Raw genomic sequence first — 17,750 nt, forward strand, 5'->3', positions numbered from 1 at the left:
AAGTCGAGGATTTTGCGCATGGATCAATGGTTAGAGATGGTGGTGATAGCCTTCTTTAACAAGGAAATCGAACGCATCCGCGACAGATGCAGGGATGGATTGCGCTATCTGGAAGCCTTTGGACGGATAGTCGCGTATGCGCTGCACGTCGCCGACCATTTCGTGAACAAGCATTTCAAACGGGTAGGCTTCGATCGGTTGTTCCTCAAAGCGCGTCATTGGTGCAGTGACAAAAGCCGATACTTCAGGCCATTGTGCCCGGACTGTCGCATAGGCGCGGCGCTGGGTGTGGGGCTTGGTGACAATGATGATGCGAGCCACCTGGGCCTTCGCCATTGCACGTGAAAACCGGATATTCTCCCCGATGTTGGTGGCTTGCGGTTCGATCAGGATCGCGTCCGCAGGAACAAACCGTTCTCTGGCGCGCTTGGCAAACGCGTCAGCTTCACTGCCATCGAATAGGTTGTTGGTCCAGTTGCCGGATTTGCCGGTAAAGAGAATTTTTTTGGCGAGGCCTTGGTGAAACAGCTCGGCGCAACGATCGGCGACGCGCAAGTCGTAGCTGCCGAGACCGATGATCAGATCGGCATCGGAGAGTTCGTCATAGATAAGATGAAAGTTCCACAGCGTTTGTGCCGCTTGCAAAACGGCAGGTGATATAGCAGGTTCCATCAGGTGAAATCGATAGCTTGCAAGGCACTGCCATTGCGTTTCAGCCATGCTTTGCAACGCTCAGTGTCGGGGCAAAGCTCGCCGCATAATTTCCAGAATTTCGGACCGTGGTTCATCTCTTTCAAATGGGCCACTTCATGTGCGACGAGATAGTCGATAACCGGTGGTGGCGCCATCATGATGCGCCAGGAAAAAGATAGCATACCGTCCGATGTGCATGAGCCCCAGCGGCTTTTGGTATCTTTCAGGCGGACGGCTTTTGCGCGCCGCCCAACGGTGGTTGTGTGACGGGCCACGAGCATTTCCAGGTCGCGTCGCGCCTCACGTTTCAAGAAGTCGCCAACGCGCCTGGCGAGATGCGGACGATCGCCATAGACGATCAGCCTCGGCCCCTCGGCTCCGTTCTCCTGCCGCACCGTTCCGCGCTTTGCTGGCTCGTGCACGATGAGGTGTGGCACGCCGCGTATGGGAATCTTCACGCCCGGGCGCACGTTCGGTTGATCGGGCATCTTCGCAATGCGTGTTTCGATCCAGCCTTCGTGACGGACGAGAAATTTTTCGACTTCCCGCGCAGGCATGCCGGGCGGCACAGTCATGCGGAGACCTTTGCCCCCTGCGTCGATACGCAGGGTCAACCGCGTAGCGCGCGGATTTTCCATGACCCGCAGCGGCAGGACCCGGCCCGCAACCTCATAACTCCGCTCGGCTTTAAGCGTCGCGGATTTTTTCGGCAGGCTGCGGAACAAGGACAGGATCATAGAGGTACTTTAATTGATTCGAACAAAACCGGTGAGACAAAACAGAGGCGGCGCCGCAAGGCGCCGCCTTAGCAAACGGATTTCCATGAACCCGCCCTTAAGGCGCTATTCCTGGTCGGCGTCATTCACGCCTGGAACAGAACCCGAAGGTTTTGGCGCGGCATTCCGCTCGGCCATGAAACGATCAAACTCTTCCCGGTCCTTGGCGCGCCGGAGTTCGCGGGCATAGTCTTCGAATTCGGTTCGCATCTCTTCGAGCTTGCGGCGTTCTTCGTCGAGCCGCTGCAGTTCTTTTTCGCGCCACTCGTCAAAGGCAATATTGCCCGTGCCGAACGGGCCGCGGCCGAAATGCTGAGAACGGCGGCGGAAAGCACCGCAAACATTGTCAGCCGCATTGTTCATCTCGTGCTTGAAACCGCCGAAACGGTTGCCCCAGACAATGTAGGCAAGCATGGCCAGACCGAGAGGCCAGAACAACATGAACCCTATAATCATCAGCGCGATGGTCGCCGGAGACCAGCCCGGTCGGATTAAAGCAGAAGTGTTCATCTAAAGCCCTTCCCTATCAAGAAAGCCCGGCCCCTATTGGCCGATTGATATCGACATGGGAAAGACTTTGCGGCTTTTCAAGAAACTGTGATTTCAAATGCTCCAAATCATTGAAATGCGAAACGTTTCTTTGCGTAGTCGATGGCTATGACGAGAAGCCCAGCCACCAGCGCCCAAAATGCGGCGCCGATACCCGCAATGGTAATCCCCGAGGCCGTGACAGCAAAGGTAACGATTGCCGCCAGCCGCTCATGTTCGACTTTGAGTGCCAGCGACAGGGCATTGGTAAACGCCCCGATGAGCGCGAGACCTGCGACAAGGGCGATGAGCGGCGCAGGCAAGACAGCAAACAGGGCAACCAGCGACGCTCCAAAAATCGCAAAGATCAGATAGGACAGTGCATAGAACGGGCCGGTCAGCCAGCGCTTTTTTGGATCGGGATGCGCGTCCGGACCGGTGCAGATAGCCGCAGAAATTGCGGCCATGTTGCTTGTGTGCGCGCCGAAGGGCGCCGTGAACAGTGAGACCAGACCGGTGACCTGCAGTGCCGCCGCCGCTGGCGGCTCATAACCCGCTGCACGAAGGACGGCAAAGCCCGGCAGGTTCTGCGATGCCATGGTGACCAGATAAAGCGGCAGCGCCAGGCCGATCATCGCGCGCATGTCGAAGACCGGCATGATGAATGTCAGAGTCGAAAGCTCTACACCGGGGACGCTTGCAACGCGGCCGCTGACAAAAGCATAAACGACCCCGCCGAAAAGTACGGCCAACACTGCCATGGCCGGGTTGAACAGGCGGATGATGAAGAAGAGCGCGATGAGAGGCAGTACAAAAACCGGATCTATGGGTATGGTTCGTGCAGCGCCGATCAGGAATGCAAACAGCACACCAGCCAGCATGCCCGATGCTATCGATGCCGGGATCCTGGAAACAAAGGCAGAAACCGGTTTGATCAACCCGGTGAGGATGATCGCTATCGCAGTGACAATGAACGCTCCTACCGCCTCTGGCATGGTAAAGCCGATCGAGCCGCCGATGAGCGCCAATCCAGGCGTTGACCATGCGGCAATGATCGGCATCTTGTAACGCCAGCTCAGATAGCCTGTCGCGAGGAACATCGCGAGACAGCATGCAGTCACCCAACTCGCAGTTTCGGCCTGTGTGGCTCCGAGTGCCTGCGCTGCCGCGATGATAAGTGCAAGCGTTCCGCCAAAGCCGACGACAGCAGCGACGACAGCGGAAGCGATCACGGAAAAGCGCATGGGGCCGGAGAACCTATTGGAAGGGATGAAGGAGTTTCACTCTTTCAACCATTGAAGACACGGTTCGGGTCAGAAGATCAAGGTCTTGCGGACGCGACAGGCGATGATCACCGTCGCGCACCAGCGTAATCGTCACATCGTCGACGGGCAGGTGATCCATTAATCGCAGGGCATGCGTATAGGGCACATCCTTGTCCTCCATGCCCTGAAGGATGTGGACAGGACAATCGGTCTGGATGACACCCTTCAAAACCTGATTGGTTTTGCCGTCTTCGAGCAAAGCCTTTGTATAGATGTACGGTACGGACGAATAATCGGATGGTTCCTCCATATAGCCGCGTTCGGCGATCTGGCGGCGCTGATCATTCGTCAGTTGCGGCTCGACCAGTTCCGAGGTGAAATCCGGCGCCGGCGCAATGAGCACCAGACCTGCGACCCGCCCGCCTTCGCCAGTCCTTTGCAATTCCTCGATCATGCGCAAGGCGATCCATCCACCCATTGACGAGCCGACAAGGATTTGCGGGCCGGAAGAAAATGCGCGAAACACCGCAAGGCTCTGCTCCAGCCACAACGAGATCGTACCGTCGCGGAATTCGCCGCCGGATTCGCCATGGCCGGAATAGTCGTGCCGAAGGAAGGCCGCGCCGTATTTGTCCGCCCACTGATCCAGCCACTGGGCTTTGCTGCCCAGCATGTCCGAGTAATAGCCGCCCAGCCACACAATGCCGGGCGTGCGACCTTCGCGGCGGCGGAGTGCAATATCGAGGCCGTTGACGGTTAGAAACTGGGGCAGGGGTGCATTCATAAAGGTTACTCCCGTGTCGTGATCGGCCCTTTTGCCACGGCAAAGTTCATGGTTGAAGCCCGCAACATTGCATAAATCTGAAATAAACCTATGTTTGATTGGCGTGATTTTTCCCAAAAATAACGATATTGGCATGCACCCGCGCACAGAAGCATTGCGGCTCCGGCCTGACGGTGCTATTTGCGGGTCCGAAATAATTCAAGGAGATTACTGCCATTCGTCGACCCTTTAGAGCCCAGGTGGTCCAGAAAGATGGACCTCGTTCCAACCGCGATATCCGCGTACCTCAGGTACAGCTTATTGATGCCGAAGGTGAAAACCACGGCATAGTCACTATTCAAGCAGCACTGGCGATGGCCGATGAGGCTGGACTCGATCTCGTCGAGATCGTGCCCAATGCCGAACCGCCGGTCTGCAAGATCGTCGATCTCGGGAAGCTGAAGTACCAGGGCCAGAAGAAAGCTGCTGAAGCGCGCAAGAAGCAGAAGACCGTCGAAATCAAAGAAATCAAGATGCGGCCGAATATCGATACGCATGACTATGATGTGAAGATGAAGGCGATCAAGCGTTTCTTCGAAGAGGGCGACAAGGTCAAGGTGACATTGCGGTTCCGCGGCCGTGAAATGGCTCACCAGGAACTCGGCATGCGGCTTCTGGATCGCGTCAAGGAAGATACGGTTGAAATTTCCAAGGTTGAGGCCGAGCCAAAGCTCGAAGGCCGCCAGATGATGATGGTTCTGGCGCCGCGCTGAAGCAAACCAACTTCCATAGAAAAGCCGCCTTCGGGCGGCTTTTCTATGCCGATCGAAATTCGAAGGGCCATTATGGCGGAATTGAACTCCCTTAAAGACATGTCCCGGTTTCAACATCGCAGGCGCATTGCCGTTGCAATCGTCATCGGGTTGATCCTGGTTGCCCTTCTCACCATTCGCTCCGCATGGAGCAGTGACCGCGTGCATGAATATATCGAGGATTTCGGTATCGGCGTGATCGTCATGACGATCCTTGGACGCATGTGGTGCACGCTCTATATAGGCGGACGCAAAAGCTCGGAGATTGTCCGCCTCGGGCCATATTCGATGAGCCGCAATCCCCTCTATGTCTTCAGCACGATCGGCGCATTCGGCATCGGCATGATGACCGGCAGTCTGACTGTGTCGTTCGCGCTCGCCGTGATCTGCTATATTGCCTTCCAGTTCGTCATCACGGCGGAGGAGGGTTATCTTGAAAAGGTGTTCGGTGAGACCTACACAAACTATAAGCGGGAAGTGCCGCGCTTCTTCCCGAAATTATCCCTTTACAAAGAAACCGAAGTGCTGACCGTCAAGTCGTCCATGCTGTATAGGACGTTCACCGACGGACTTGTATTCTTCGTCTCCTATCCATTGCTCGAGTTTGTAGAATATCTGCAAGGACAACACATTCTGCCGGTTCTGCTGCGACTGTACTGATGCGGCCGCAGCTGTACTGAGTTTTTCGCCCGCTCACGTGATTCAACTGTTGCGCTTTTTCTGACTTCTGGTAATAAGCACGCGTTCAAACCGCCCGGCAGGGCATGCCGTGGCGGTTTTGTATGCTTTCAGGCTTTGGTCGGCCTGAAGTCAAAAAACAAGAGGCCCGAAACTCTTTGGAGCGAAACGGGCCTCGCAAGAGGCGTGGCGTTCCGTAGGAACGGCAGGGACCTCAAGAAAGAAATCAGGAGTAGCAAAATGCCCAAGATGAAGACCAAATCTGCTGCCAAGAAACGGTTCAAGATTACCGGAACTGGCAAAATCAAAGCCGCTGCCGCTGGCAAACGCCATGGCATGATCAAACGTTCGAACAAATTCATTCGTGACGCACGCGGCACGATGGTTCTTTCCGAGCCAGATGCGAAAATCGTGAAGAAGTTCCTGCCTAACGGTCTCTGATCGGGCAAACGTTATCCATCTCAGTAAGGAGATCATATCATGGCACGTGTAAAACGGGGCGTTACGTCCCACGCCAAGCATAAAAAAGTTCTGAAGCAGGCCGAGGGCTTCCGTGGCCGCCGCAAGAATACCATCAAGACCGCCAAGGCCGCAGTCGATCGTTCGAAGCAGTACGCTTACCGCGACCGCAAGAACAAGAAGCGTACTTTCCGTGCGCTCTGGACCCAGCGCATCAACGCCGCTGTCCGCGAACATGGCCTGACCTATAGCCGTTTCATCGACGGTTTGTCGAAGTCGGGTATCGAGGTTGACCGCAAGGTTCTGTCGGATCTTGCGATCCACGAGCCGGAGGCATTCGGTTCGCTCGTGGCTTCTGCCAAGAAGGCGCTTGAATATCTCAAGAATACAACTCCGAACGCTTTTGAAGGCGCTGTTCACTAAACCAGCGCTCCCAAAGCCTTCCGGAAATATCGATTTGGGAAACCCGCGCTGGCTCGGCTGGCGCGGGTTTTTCGATTTTCTGCATCGACGAGCAAGAGGCGGTCATGTCGAGAGAATGACGCTAGTCTCAAGAAACCAACAGGTGAAGAACGATGGACGACCTGGTACAACTTGAAAGCGTGCTTGCCGCGCAGATTGAATTAGCCAATGACGAAGCGGCCATCGAGGCCGTCCGCGTTGCAGCTCTCGGCAAGAAGGGCTCGATCTCGGAAAAGCTGAAATCGCTCGGTTCCATGTCGCCGGAAGAGCGGCAGCTCCAGGGACCTGCCATCAATGGCTTGAAGAATCGTATTACGGAAGCACTCACCGCGCGCAGAAACGCCCTCAAGGATGCCGCCATCGCCGTGCGTCTTGAAAAGGAAAAGGTGGACGTCACACTCCCTGTGCGCTCCGCGCCAACAGAACGGGGACGTATCCACCCGATCAGCCAGGTCACCGACGAAATCACTGCGATTTTCGCCGATATGGGCTTTTCCATTGCGGAGGGTCCGGATATCGAAACCGACTACTACAATTTCACCGCGCTGAATTTCCCCGAGGGTCACCCGGCTCGCGAGATGCACGACACTTTTTTCTTCAATCCCGACGAGAACGGCGAGCGGCGGGTGCTGCGTACCCATACGAGCCCAGTTCAGATTCGTACGATGGAAAATCAGAAGCCACCGATCCGCATCGTTATTCCCGGCAAGGCCTACCGCATGGATAGCGATGCCACCCATTCGCCTATGTTCCATCAGGTTGAAGGGCTGGTTATCGACAAGTCGGCCAATGTCGCCAACATGAAATGGGTCCTCGAAGAATTCTGCAAGGCGTTCTTCGAAGTGCCGTCGCTGAAGATGCGCTTCCGCCCGTCCTATTTCCCGTTCACCGAGCCATCGTTGGAGGTCGATATCCAGTGCGACCGCTCTGGCAAGGAAGTGAAGTTCGGTGAAGGCACCGACTGGTTGGAAATTCTTGGCTGCGGCATGGTGCATCCAAATGTCTTGCGTGCCGGAGGGGTTGATCCGGATGAGTATCAGGGATTTGCCTGGGGCATGGGCATCGATCGTATCGCAATGCTGAAATATGGCATGCCGGACCTGCGCGCCTTCTTCGATGCCGATGTGCGTTGGCTCCAGCACTACGGCTTCCGCCCGCTTGATATGCCAACGCTGTTCGGAGGCCTGAGCGCTTAACGCGCCATCAGAGCTTCACGGGGATGAATGCGCCTGCCCACACCTCTAAACCTCGAAATTTGAAAACGAGTGAAAATCATGAAATTCACACTCTCCTGGCTTAAAGACCATCTCGAGACCGAGGCGTCACTCGAAGAAATCGTCGATTCCCTGACGAGAATCGGTCTGGAAGTCGAGCATCTCGATGACAAATCGGCGCTCAGGCCCTTCGTCATAGCCAAGGTGCTGACAGCTTCCCGCCACCCGGATGCTGACAAGCTGCAGGTTTTGACCGTCGATACGGGCGACGGCAAGCCGCTGCAGGTGGTGTGTGGGGCGCCGAACGCCCGCGCGGGCCTGATCGGCGCATTCGCGGCTCCAGGTACTTATGTTCCGGGCATCGACCTTACGCTGTCGGTCGGCAAAATCCGCGGCGTCGAAAGCCATGGCATGATGTGCTCCGAACGCGAACTGCAAATGTCCGATGAGCACAATGGCATCATTGATCTACCCGCAGATGCGCCCGTCGGAACCAGCTTCGCTGCCTATGCCGGCCTGAACGATCCGGTCATCGAGATCAACCTGACGCCGAATCGTCCGGATTGCACCAGCGTCTACGGTATTGCCCGCGACTTGGCTGCAGCCGGTCTCGGCAAGCTCAAGCAGCGGCCGATCGGGCCTGTCAAAGGCGCAGGGCCCGCGCTGGTGGACGTTCGTCTCGAGCTAGGCGAGGATACCCATCTTTGCCCCGGCTTCGCTTGGCGTACCGTCAAGGGCGTGAAGAACGGTCATAGCCCGCAATGGCTGCAGCAGCGGTTGATAGCCATAGGCCTGCGCCCGATCAATGCGCTCGTCGACATAACCAACTATCTGACGTTCGATCGCGGCCGTCCGCTGCATGTCTTCGATGCCGACAAGGTCAGCGGCAATCTCACCGTGCGCCGCGGCCGGGAAGGCGAGCAGATTCTCGGCCTCAACGGCAAGGAATATACATTGGGTCCCGACAATGTAGTGATCGCTGATGCTGATGGGGTCGAATCGATTGGCGGCATCATGGGGGGCGAACACTCCGGCTGTGATGAGAACACCACCAATGTCGTGATCGAGTCCGCGCTTTGGGACGCGATGAATATTGCCCGTACAGGCCGGACTCTCGGGATCATCACCGATGCGCGCTACCGTTTTGAGCGCGGCGTCGATCCTGAGTTCATGATCCCCGGTCTTGAGCTTGCCACACAGCTGGTTCTCGATTTCTGCGGCGGCACCCCATCCGAAACGAAAGTCATCGGCTACAAAGGCCATGAACCCAAGACGGTCCGGTTCCCCGCAGCGGAGGTCAAGCGTCTTACCGGCGTCGATGTTCCGGCTGAAACGAGCCTCGATATCCTGTCGCGCCTCGGCTTCAAGCCGCAAGGGAGCGGTGAGCTTGTTGACGTGGTGATTCCGTCATGGCGTCCGGATATAGACGGCAAGGCCGACCTCGTCGAAGAGGTCATGCGTATCTATGGCGTCGACCAGATCGATGCGCAGCCCTTGGTTAGCCATGCGGCGGTCAACGGCAAGATCTTGACCACGTTGCAGATCCGCACGCGCAATGCCCGCCGGGCGCTTGCTTCGCGGGGCATGATGGAGGCGGTTACGTGGTCGTTCATTTCCGAAGCCTCGGCGAAAGCATTTGGCGGCGGTCAGAGAGAACTGAAGCTCGCGAATCCGATCGCGGCCGACATGGCCGATATGCGCCCATCGCTGTTGCCGGCCCTGCTTGCTGCCGCTCAACGCAATGCTGATCGCGGCTTCAACGATCTCGCACTCTTCGAAGTCTCCGGCACCTATGAAGGCAATAAGCCGGAAGCGCAGCGCCGCGTTGCTGCCGGTGTTCGCAGGGGTACCGCGAAGCTCGAAGGCGTTGGACGTCACTGGACGGGTAATATTGGGCCGGTTGGCGTCTTCGACGCAAAGGCCGACGCGCTTGCCGTGCTCGAAGCGTGCGGCGCCCCGATGGATAAGTTGCAGATAGAAAGCGGGGGTCCCGCCTGGTACCATCCCGGGCGTTCCGGCACGATCAAGCTCGGGCCAAAGGTGATCCTCGGGACCTTCGGCGAGTTCCATCCGAAGACGCTGGAAACCCTCGACGTCTCTGGGAGCCTTTGCGGTTTCGAGATCTTTATCGATGCCATCCCGGAACCAAAGCAGAAGGCGACACGCACCAAGCCGGCGCTTAACCTGTCGGATTTCCAGACTGTGCGCCGTGACTTTGCTTTTGTGGTCGACAAGGCCGTCGAAGCCGGCGCGATTGTCCGGGCAGCGCTTGCCAGCGACAAGAAGCTGATTACCGGGGTTCAGGTCTTCGACCTCTTCGAAGGCGCATCGCTTGGCGCTGACAAGAAATCAGTTGCCATAGAGGTGGCCATACAGCCCGTGGAGCGCACTCTGAATGACGAAGACCTGGAAGCACTGACAAAACGTATCGTTGAAAGTGTCGGCAAACAGACCGGTGGCGTGTTGCGCGGCTAGCGAAGGTCCGGACACGCGGATTCTGGCCGACAGAAAAAGGGGCGCTTTTGCGCCCCTTCGTTTTGGTACGAGCAGCTGGTTACTTCTGTATAACCTTCCAGTTCTTGTAGAAGATCGAGTTGCTGCCCTTGAGAATGACGCCCATGAACGAAACGATGGCAGCAAACAGGCCCGGCAGATAGGACGGGCGCAGAATATCGACGAACAGGCAATAGCGTGTCTGATCGGTCTGGTTGACCGACTGGTGCATCAGTGTGTCATCGAAGATGAACAGCTTGTCGTCTTTCCAGTAGCTCGTCGTATCGCCGCACCAGATATAGGCCGTGCGATCGTTCATGTCGTTGATGTTGTAAAGCACGCGTATCGTTGCCCGGATCGGACCGAAATGCTTTGAAGTCGAATTCTTTTTGTTGAAGACGGACACACCGATCGTCTTAACGAAATTATACTTCTCGTAGAAGGACGGCACGTTGGCGAAGCTCGGCTGATCTTTGCCGTACCATTTGAAAAAGAACATGCTGCGCGCCTGCTGTTCGGCGCGTGCCTGCAATTGCCCGACGATGTTTTCCTTCTGCGTCGCTGTAATCAGGCGCTTCACCTCGGCTTGATAACTGGCCGGAAGGTCCTGCAGCTTGTAAACGCCCTTGTTGACGTAGGGCAGGGACAGGATGTCGAGAAGGATGTTGAGCGGCGAAAGGAGCCAGGTGAACATGCCATTGCCGAAGAAGTATTGCTCGACAACCTGCAGGTTCAAATTCTTGTTGCGCGACAAATCGTAGAGGCCGCAGATCAGATAAAAGATCACCAGATAAGGGACAAAATAAGCGAGGATCGCCAGAAGAACCAATCCGACAGACCAACGCCGAAGGGACTTTTTCGTTGCTTTTTCCATGGTATTCCAGGTTCGGCGCCAGGGTAAAAACGAGGATGGCGCGGCTTGTTGAGACAAATCGATCTTGCGCGATATACAACCGCCGGCGAACTTTTAAAAGTGGTCAGCGACGGTCAGGAATAGGCCTTAAGGCGATTGGTCTGTCAAGGGAGCGAGAAAGGGACGATCATGAGCGCCCCTTTCTTTCACCAGCAATCTTAAGTCCGATTAGCCATTTACAAGTGCAAGCGACGCCTCCGTGTAACGGTTTCCCGCCACCCGCGTCGGCGAGAGCGCGTCGCCAATCTTGGCGAGATCAGCGGCAGACAGGGAAATATCAGCAGCAGCCGCATTCTCTTCCAGATGCTTGATCTTGCGGGCGCCGGGGATCGGTACGATGAAGTCGCCCTGATGCAGCACCCAGGCCAGCGCCAGCTGTGCCGGTGTGACGCCCTTGTTCGCCGCCAATCCTTTCAGCGTTGCGATCAGGACTGCATTGGCCTCCATGTTCTCGGTCTGAAAGCGCGGCAGCGTCTTGCGCCAGTCATCGGTTCCGAGTTCATCCGGTCTGTTGATCGTGCCGGTGAGGAGACCGCGTCCAAGCGGGCTATACGGCACGAAGCCGATGCCAAGCTCGCGGCAGACGGCAAGAACATCGTTCTCCGGCTCGCGGCTCCACAACGAATATTCGCTCTGCACCGCAGCGATCGGATGCACCTTGTGGGCGCGGCGGATCGTGGCGGCACTGGCTTCCGAGAGGCCAAGCGCTTTCACCTTGCCCTGTCTGACGAGCTCCGCCATGGCTCCGACCGTATCTTCGATCGGAACGTTCGGATCGACGCGGTGCTGGTAGAAAAGATCGATCTGCTCGATACCGAGGCGTCCAAGGGATGCTTCGGCAACGGCCTTCAGATGTTCCGGCCGGCTATCGACACCGACCATGCGCGACATGCCCTCGCCCTCGTCGGCGATCTTGAAGCCGAATTTGGTGGCGATCACCACCTTGTCCCAGCGCCCCTTGAACGCCTTACCGATAAGGATTTCATTGTCGAAGGGTCCATAGACTTCCGCCGTATCGAAGAAGGTGACGCCGATATCCACTGCGCGATGCAGTGTGCGGATTGCATCGGCCTCATCTTGCCCGCCATAGGCGAACGTCATGCCCATGCAGCCGAGACCCACTGCCGAGACGCTGAGTTCTGTTCCAAGTTTGCGTTTTTCCATCACTGATCTCCTTCACGTGTGATGGGTGGAGGATAAGACGTGGAGCAGTGTTCGATAATTGGCTTAAACTTTTACAGCTTGTTCTATAGAATAGATCAATGGATCGTTCCCGGCTTCCCCAATTGGCGATTTTTGCGACTGTCGCGGCGAGCGGCGGCTTTCGTGGCGCGGCCAAAGAACTGGGCATTGCGCCCTCGGCTGTCAGTCACGCGATTGCCAGCCTGGAGCAGAGTTTGGGGGTTAGGCTTCTTACCCGGACCACGCGCAGCGTCGCCGTGACGGAAGAGGGCGCGCTGCTGCTCAAACGGCTTCGTCCGGCCCTTGGCGAGATCGAACTTGCACTCGATGCCGTCAAGGAGGCGAACAACCGCGTTGCCGGCAATCTGCGTCTGAGTGTTCCGCCTTTCGCCGCCCATTGGCTTCTGGCGCCGCGCCTGGCAGCTTTCAGCGAGGCCTATCCCGGTGTGACGCTTGAACTGCGCGTGGAGGAACCGTTCAACGACATTGTCGCGGCAGGCTTGGATGCCGGCATGCGGCTTGGGGAAAGCCTGGAGCCCGACATGATCGCCGTGCGCATGAGCGACGCGATCACAGCAAGCATCGTTGCCACGCCGGGCTATTTCGAAAACCATGCTGCGCCGAGGCACCCGCGCGATCTTCTCGATCACCTCTGCATCCGCCGCCGTTTCTCCAGTGGCCGGGTCTATCGCTGGGAATTCGAAAAGGATGGCGAGGAGATCGTCCTTGACGTAAACGGCCCGCTTGTTCTTGGCGATGACCGGCTTGTGGTTGAAGCGGCCCTCGGCGGTGCTGGTGTTGCGTTCCTCTTGCAAGATATGGCGCCGGAAGCCATAGCTCAGGGCAAACTTCGCCGCGTGCTGGAGGATTGGTGCGCACCCTTTCCCGGCGTTTACCTGTATTACCCGAGCCGCCGGCAGATGCGCCCGGCACTGCGCGCCTTCATTGATTTCTTCAAGTTTACGATCTAGGGGTTGTGGAGATTCATATCAGGCGAGACGAAAACGGTGGTTTTCGAGCGCCGCAGCGCAGAAACTGCCTTTTGCAGGCATGGCGTGAATTTCGACGAAAAGGAGATGTCATCATGTTTCGCTGGGGTATTCTTTCGACGGCAAAAATCGGGGTAACAGCCGTCATTCCCGCCATATGCAATGCGGAGAATTCGGTTGTGTCGGCCATCGCCAGCCGCGACCTTGCGAAAGCCCGTGCTGTCGCTGACCGTTTTGGCGCGCCGCATGCCTTCGGCTCCTACGAAGCGATGCTGGCCTCGAACGATATTGACGGCGTTTATATTCCGCTGCCAACATCACAGCATGTAGAATGGTGCCTGAAGGCAGCCGAGGCCGGCAAGCACGTTCTATGCGAAAAGCCGATCTCGTTGCATGCCAGCGAGATCGCGGCGCTACAGCGCGCCCGCGACACCAATGGCGTGCTGATATCGGAAGCCTTCATGGTGACGTACCATCCGCAATGGTTGAAGGTTCGCGAACTGATAGCGACAGGCGCCATCGGCCGTCTGCAACAGGTGCAGGCTGCGTTCACTTATTTCAACAAGGACGCGAGCAATATGCGCAATCAGCTGTCGCTCGGAGGCGGCGCCTTGCCCGATATCGGCGTCTATCCGACAGTGGTGACACGCTTCGTCACCGGCAAGGAGCCTGTCCGCGCCATGGCGACCATCGACCGCGATCCGGACTTCGGTACCGATCGCTATGCGAGCGTCCGTGCCGACTTCGAGGATTTCGAATTGACCTTCTATGTCGGAACGCAGCTCGCCGCTCGCCAGTCAATCGCCTTCCATGGCGAAAAGGGCTATATCGAGGTCCTCGCGCCGTTCAACACCGGCAAGTACGACCACGCCAAGATCACCTTGCATGACGCAAACCATGGAACTTCAACCGAATATAACTTCGGTAATGTGGACCACTACTGCCTTGAAGTGGAAGCCTTTGCCCGTGCCGCGCAGGGCGAGGATGTCAAGGTGTTCACCCTGGAAAACTCCGTCCTCAATCAAAAGTTGATCGACGCCGTCTACCGTGCGGGCGGCAGCGGCGACTGGGAAACGGTTTGACGAAAAGGCGATAGAGACGATCGGGAGGTCCGCTAGTCTCTTACCAATATACCCCGCCCCGCGCCACATGCACGCGCGGCCTGCCATCCGGTGTATAGAGGCTCTGGGCGCATGCTTCGCATTCTGCTTCGCTGCCCTGCACAATTGGATGCGTTGCCTGGGTGTTGATCAGCGAAAGTATTTCCAGGTTGTTGGAGTTCCAGCGTCCATATTGCTGACCGATCTGCGGGACAGATCTTGGACGTGTGCGGATATGGTCCTCGGGTTTCAGCTCCAGGCCGGTCAGGATATCGCCGCGAGCCGCCATATCGCATGCTTCTTTCAACGCGTGCAGCCGCGCCACGCGGGCCTCCGTCAGCGGGTGGGTACGGAGAATCGAGGGATCGGGAATGCGTCCGCCGGGAAGGATGAGATTTTCCCATATCCTGCCTTGAGCCTTCTCCAGTTTCGTCAGCGCATTGGCGAGACCATCGGGATCGCCAGTCAGCATTGCCGCACCGAGGTCGGCATCGAATTCGCGCGTGCGCGACAGCGCCATCTGCAGCAATCCGCCGATGGTCGGCGCAAACAGCAGCACGATCACGCCGAGCCACGGCACTTGCGCGGCCGATCCGCTGGCCATCCAGGTGATGTTGAACAGGAGGGAAACAATACCGACAGTGGACATCAGCGAGGTAAAGCGCGACACCGTATCGGCCAAGGCCATGACCTTGAGGTCTTCGTTACGAATATGGCTGATTTCATGCGCCAGAACGCCAGTCAGCTCGCGCGCTGTCAGTGCCCGAATGAGCTGGTCGGTAACCGCGACGACAGAATTGTCTCTTCGCCCCACGGCAAAGGCGTTCATCATGCGCGAGGGTATGACATGTAGTTTCGGCGGCTTTGGCAGACTGGCGCGGCGTGCAAGCTCCTCGACGATCGCCAGTCCCTGCGGGAATTCGGCGCGCGTCACCGGCCTTGCCTTATACATCGTCAGCACCATTTGAGGACTTATGCGCCTGATGGCATAAAGGCTGATGCCGCCGAACACGAAGGCGTATATAATGCCGGCCGGGCCCGCCAGGGTCCACGCGCAAACGATGAGCAAGAGCAGGCTTCCCGCCAGCAGCAGCCAGGTATGCAGCCTGTTGATAAGCCGGCTCCGGCGCTGTCCAGGCAAGGGGAGATGGAGTGCATTGTCGGTCATGGGCGATATATGGGGCGAAAAAAGCATTTTGCCGAGTCTTTTAGGGTGATTATGCATGCAAATGCAGCCTCTTCCGACTTGCATGGTAATTTTCCGCTTCTTATATAGCCCTCAACACGCTAGAACCGCCCATCCCGGCGACTCTGGACTGTGAAACCCCTAGAGGCTGCCGTATGGAATGCTCGGCAGAGGTCCCGGCAGCCTGCTGAATGGAGAAGAGTAATGGCTAAAGTTATCGGTATTGATCTAGGTACCACCAATTCCTGCGTCGCTGTCATGGATGGCAAAAACGCGAAGGTTATTGAAAATGCAGAAGGTGCACGCACAACACCTTCGATCATCGCTTTTACGGATAGCGATGAGCGCCTCGCTGGCCAGCCGGCCAAGCGCCAGGCTGTCACCAATCCGGAAGGCACGGTTTTTGCGGTAAAGCGCCTTATCGGTCGCCGCTATGAAGACCCGACCGTTGCCAAGGACAAGAAGCTTGTTCCCTATAATATTGTCAAAGGCGACAATGGCGACGCTTGGGTAGAAGTTCATAACAAGAAATATTCACCGTCGCAGATCTCGGCGATGATCCTGCAGAAGATGAAGGAAACGGCGGAAGCCTATCTTGGCGAAAAGGTCGAGAAAGCTGTCATTACGGTTCCAGCATACTTCAACGACGCCCAGCGTCAGGCTACCAAGGATGCCGGCAAGATCGCTGGCCTCGAGGTCCTGCGCATCATCAACGAGCCGACTGCTGCCGCCCTCGCCTATGGCCTCGACAAGAAGGAAGGCAAGACCATTGCCGTCTACGATCTTGGCGGCGGTACTTTCGACGTTTCGATCCTCGAGATCGGCGATGGCGTCTTTGAAGTCAAATCCACCAATGGCGATACGTTCCTTGGCGGTGAAGACTTCGACATGCGTCTGGTCGAATATTTTGCAGCCGAGTTCAAAAAGGAACAGGGCATCGATCTGAAGAATGACAAGCTCGCTCTGCAGCGCCTCAAGGAAGCTGCCGAAAAGGCCAAGATCGAGCTTTCGTCCGCCCAGCAGACGGAAATCAACCTGCCCTTCATCACCGCTGATGCGACCGGTCCAAAGCACCTGACGATGAAACTGTCGCGTGCCAAGTTCGAGAGCCTGGTCGACGACCTGGTTCAGCGCACTGTCGAGCCATGCAAGTCGGCTCTCAAGGATGCCGGCCTCAAGGCTGGCGAGATCGATGAAGTGGTTCTCGTCGGCGGCATGACCCGCATGCCGAAGATTCAGGAAATCGTGAAAGCCTTCTTCGGCAAGGAACCCCATAAGGGCGTGAATCCTGACGAAGTTGTCGCCATGGGCGCTGCCATTCAGGCCGGCGTTCTGCAGGGCGACGTCAAGGACGTACTTCTGCTCGACGTTACGCCGCTTTCGCTCGGCATCGAAACACTCGGCGGTGTCTTCACCCGTCTGATCGAGCGCAACACGACGATCCCGACCAAGAAGTCGCAGACCTTCTCCACGGCCGAGGACAGCCAGTCCGCCGTGACGATCCGCGTCTTCCAGGGCGAGCGTGAAATGGCTGCCGACAACAAGTCTCTCGGCCAGTTCGACCTCGTTGGCATTCCGCCCGCACCGCGCGGCGTTCCGCAGATCGAGGTGACGTTCGACATCGACGCCAATGGTATCGTCAACGTCTCGGCCAAGGACAAGGGAACGGGCAAGGAGCACCAGATTCGTATCCAGGCATCCGGCGGTCTTTCCGATGCGGACATCGAAAAGATGGTCAAGGACGCCGAAGCCAATGCCGAAAGCGACAAGAAGCGCCGCGAGGCCGTCGAGTCGAAGAACCAGGCGGAAGCTTTGGTCCATTCGACCGAGAAGTCGCTCAAGGATTATGGCGACAAGGTTTCCGCTGAGGACAAGGCGTCGATCGAAACGGCTCTTGCCGAATTGAAGACGGCAGTTGAAGGCGACGATGCCGAGGTGATCAAGGCCAAGACCCAGACGCTTGCCGAAGTTTCGATGAAGCTTGGTCAGGCCATGTATGAAGCCTCGCAGGCTGCCGAGGCCGCTTCTGCGGAAGGTGGCGAAGCCGATGCAACCGCCAAGGCGGATGACGATGTCGTCGATGCCGATTTCGAAGAAATCGACGAAGACGGCAAGAAGAAGTCCGCTTAACCGACTTCACTGCGTTCTAATAAAAAGCCCGGCCATCGTGCCGGGCTTTTTTACGCGCGCGCATAGTGTTCTTAGACTTAATGCTAAATTGACAACGCAATTTACAA

17 protein-coding genes are annotated in these 17,750 nt (G+C 57.1%); 9 read left to right on the plus strand and 8 right to left on the minus strand.

Annotated features, from left to right (window positions below):
• Positions 1 to 30: 30 nt before the first annotated feature.
• The 5 genes from J2X72_RS02930 to J2X72_RS02950 all read right to left on the minus strand — a co-directional run bounded on the left by J2X72_RS02930 (position 31) and on the right by J2X72_RS02950 (position 4,046).
• Positions 31 to 660: a YdcF family protein gene (locus J2X72_RS02930; protein WP_310069272.1), complete on the minus strand. Its 630-nt coding sequence runs from the start codon at positions 658 to 660 to the stop codon at positions 31 to 33.
• 11 nt (positions 661 to 671) lie between these two features.
• Positions 672 to 1,430 (minus strand): M48 family metallopeptidase, encoded by a 759-nt coding sequence (locus J2X72_RS02935; RefSeq protein WP_310068258.1) that lies wholly within the window; start codon positions 1,428 to 1,430, stop codon positions 672 to 674.
• A 105-nt stretch (positions 1,431 to 1,535) separates the two neighbouring features.
• The gene (locus J2X72_RS02940; protein WP_209998805.1) at positions 1,536 to 1,979 is read right to left on the minus strand and encodes a DUF2852 domain-containing protein; all 444 of its coding nucleotides are present in this window, start codon (positions 1,977 to 1,979) and stop codon (positions 1,536 to 1,538) included.
• Positions 1,980 to 2,086: 107 nt separating this feature from the next.
• On the minus strand, positions 2,087 to 3,241 hold the full coding sequence (locus tag J2X72_RS02945) for a benzoate/H(+) symporter BenE family transporter (RefSeq protein ID WP_310068262.1): 1,155 nt from the start codon (positions 3,239 to 3,241) through the stop codon (positions 2,087 to 2,089).
• A 13-nt stretch (positions 3,242 to 3,254) separates the two neighbouring features.
• Complete coding sequence (locus J2X72_RS02950) at positions 3,255 to 4,046, minus strand: alpha/beta hydrolase (RefSeq protein ID WP_310068265.1); 792 nt, start codon at positions 4,044 to 4,046, stop codon at positions 3,255 to 3,257.
• Positions 4,047 to 4,261: 215 nt separating this feature from the next.
• Here J2X72_RS02950 and infC point away from each other — a divergent pair, with 215 nt between their 5' ends.
• The 6 genes from infC (at position 4,262) to pheT (ending at position 10,125) form a co-directional block, all read left to right on the plus strand.
• Complete coding sequence (gene infC, locus J2X72_RS02955) at positions 4,262 to 4,798, plus strand: translation initiation factor IF-3 (protein WP_112524829.1); 537 nt, start codon at positions 4,262 to 4,264, stop codon at positions 4,796 to 4,798.
• Between the two features lie 81 nt (positions 4,799 to 4,879).
• Positions 4,880 to 5,497: an isoprenylcysteine carboxylmethyltransferase family protein gene (locus J2X72_RS02960; protein WP_310069276.1), complete on the plus strand. Its 618-nt coding sequence runs from the start codon at positions 4,880 to 4,882 to the stop codon at positions 5,495 to 5,497.
• 258 nt (positions 5,498 to 5,755) lie between these two features.
• Positions 5,756 to 5,956 carry a 50S ribosomal protein L35 gene (gene rpmI, locus J2X72_RS02965; RefSeq protein WP_106713409.1) on the plus strand — a complete coding sequence of 67 codons (201 nt, stop codon included), beginning with the start codon at positions 5,756 to 5,758 and terminating at the stop codon, positions 5,954 to 5,956.
• 39 nt (positions 5,957 to 5,995) lie between these two features.
• Positions 5,996 to 6,397 (plus strand): 50S ribosomal protein L20, encoded by a 402-nt coding sequence (rplT, locus tag J2X72_RS02970; protein ID WP_112524827.1) that lies wholly within the window; start codon positions 5,996 to 5,998, stop codon positions 6,395 to 6,397.
• A 152-nt stretch (positions 6,398 to 6,549) separates the two neighbouring features.
• Positions 6,550 to 7,632, plus strand: a complete 1,083-nt coding sequence (gene pheS / locus J2X72_RS02975; protein WP_310068271.1) for a phenylalanine--tRNA ligase subunit alpha — start codon at positions 6,550 to 6,552, stop codon at positions 7,630 to 7,632.
• A 78-nt stretch (positions 7,633 to 7,710) separates the two neighbouring features.
• Complete coding sequence (gene pheT / locus J2X72_RS02980; protein WP_310068273.1) at positions 7,711 to 10,125, plus strand: phenylalanine--tRNA ligase subunit beta; 2,415 nt, start codon at positions 7,711 to 7,713, stop codon at positions 10,123 to 10,125.
• 79 nt (positions 10,126 to 10,204) lie between these two features.
• On the opposite strand, the gene J2X72_RS02985 is transcribed toward pheT, so the two are convergent.
• Together J2X72_RS02985 and J2X72_RS02990 are read right to left on the minus strand one after the other, a co-directional pair.
• Complete coding sequence (locus tag J2X72_RS02985) at positions 10,205 to 11,017, minus strand: aspartyl/asparaginyl beta-hydroxylase domain-containing protein (RefSeq protein ID WP_310068276.1); 813 nt, start codon at positions 11,015 to 11,017, stop codon at positions 10,205 to 10,207.
• Positions 11,018 to 11,224: 207 nt separating this feature from the next.
• A complete protein-coding gene (locus J2X72_RS02990) occupies positions 11,225 to 12,220 on the minus strand; it encodes an aldo/keto reductase (protein WP_310068279.1) in 996 nt (331 codons plus the stop codon).
• Between the two features lie 98 nt (positions 12,221 to 12,318).
• Between J2X72_RS02990 and J2X72_RS02995 the strand changes: the two genes are divergently transcribed.
• Both J2X72_RS02995 and J2X72_RS03000 read left to right on the plus strand, forming a co-directional pair.
• On the plus strand, positions 12,319 to 13,209 hold the full coding sequence (locus J2X72_RS02995; protein WP_310068282.1) for a LysR family transcriptional regulator: 891 nt from the start codon (positions 12,319 to 12,321) through the stop codon (positions 13,207 to 13,209).
• A gap of 113 nt (positions 13,210 to 13,322) precedes the next feature.
• Positions 13,323 to 14,309, plus strand: a complete 987-nt coding sequence (locus J2X72_RS03000) for a Gfo/Idh/MocA family oxidoreductase (protein ID WP_310068286.1) — start codon at positions 13,323 to 13,325, stop codon at positions 14,307 to 14,309.
• Between the two features lie 40 nt (positions 14,310 to 14,349).
• Here the strand turns inward: J2X72_RS03000 and J2X72_RS03005 are convergent, their stop codons facing one another.
• The gene (locus J2X72_RS03005; protein ID WP_310068288.1) at positions 14,350 to 15,522 is read right to left on the minus strand and encodes a zinc metalloprotease HtpX; all 1,173 of its coding nucleotides are present in this window, start codon (positions 15,520 to 15,522) and stop codon (positions 14,350 to 14,352) included.
• 195 nt (positions 15,523 to 15,717) lie between these two features.
• On the opposite strand from J2X72_RS03005, the gene dnaK reads away from it, so the two are divergent.
• The gene (gene dnaK / locus J2X72_RS03010; RefSeq protein ID WP_209998794.1) at positions 15,718 to 17,643 is read left to right on the plus strand and encodes a molecular chaperone DnaK; all 1,926 of its coding nucleotides are present in this window, start codon (positions 15,718 to 15,720) and stop codon (positions 17,641 to 17,643) included.
• Positions 17,644 to 17,750: the final 107 nt, after the last annotated feature.

It is taken from the genome of Phyllobacterium sp. 1468 (assembly GCF_031455525.1).
Classification (GTDB): domain Bacteria; phylum Pseudomonadota; class Alphaproteobacteria; order Rhizobiales; family Rhizobiaceae; genus Phyllobacterium.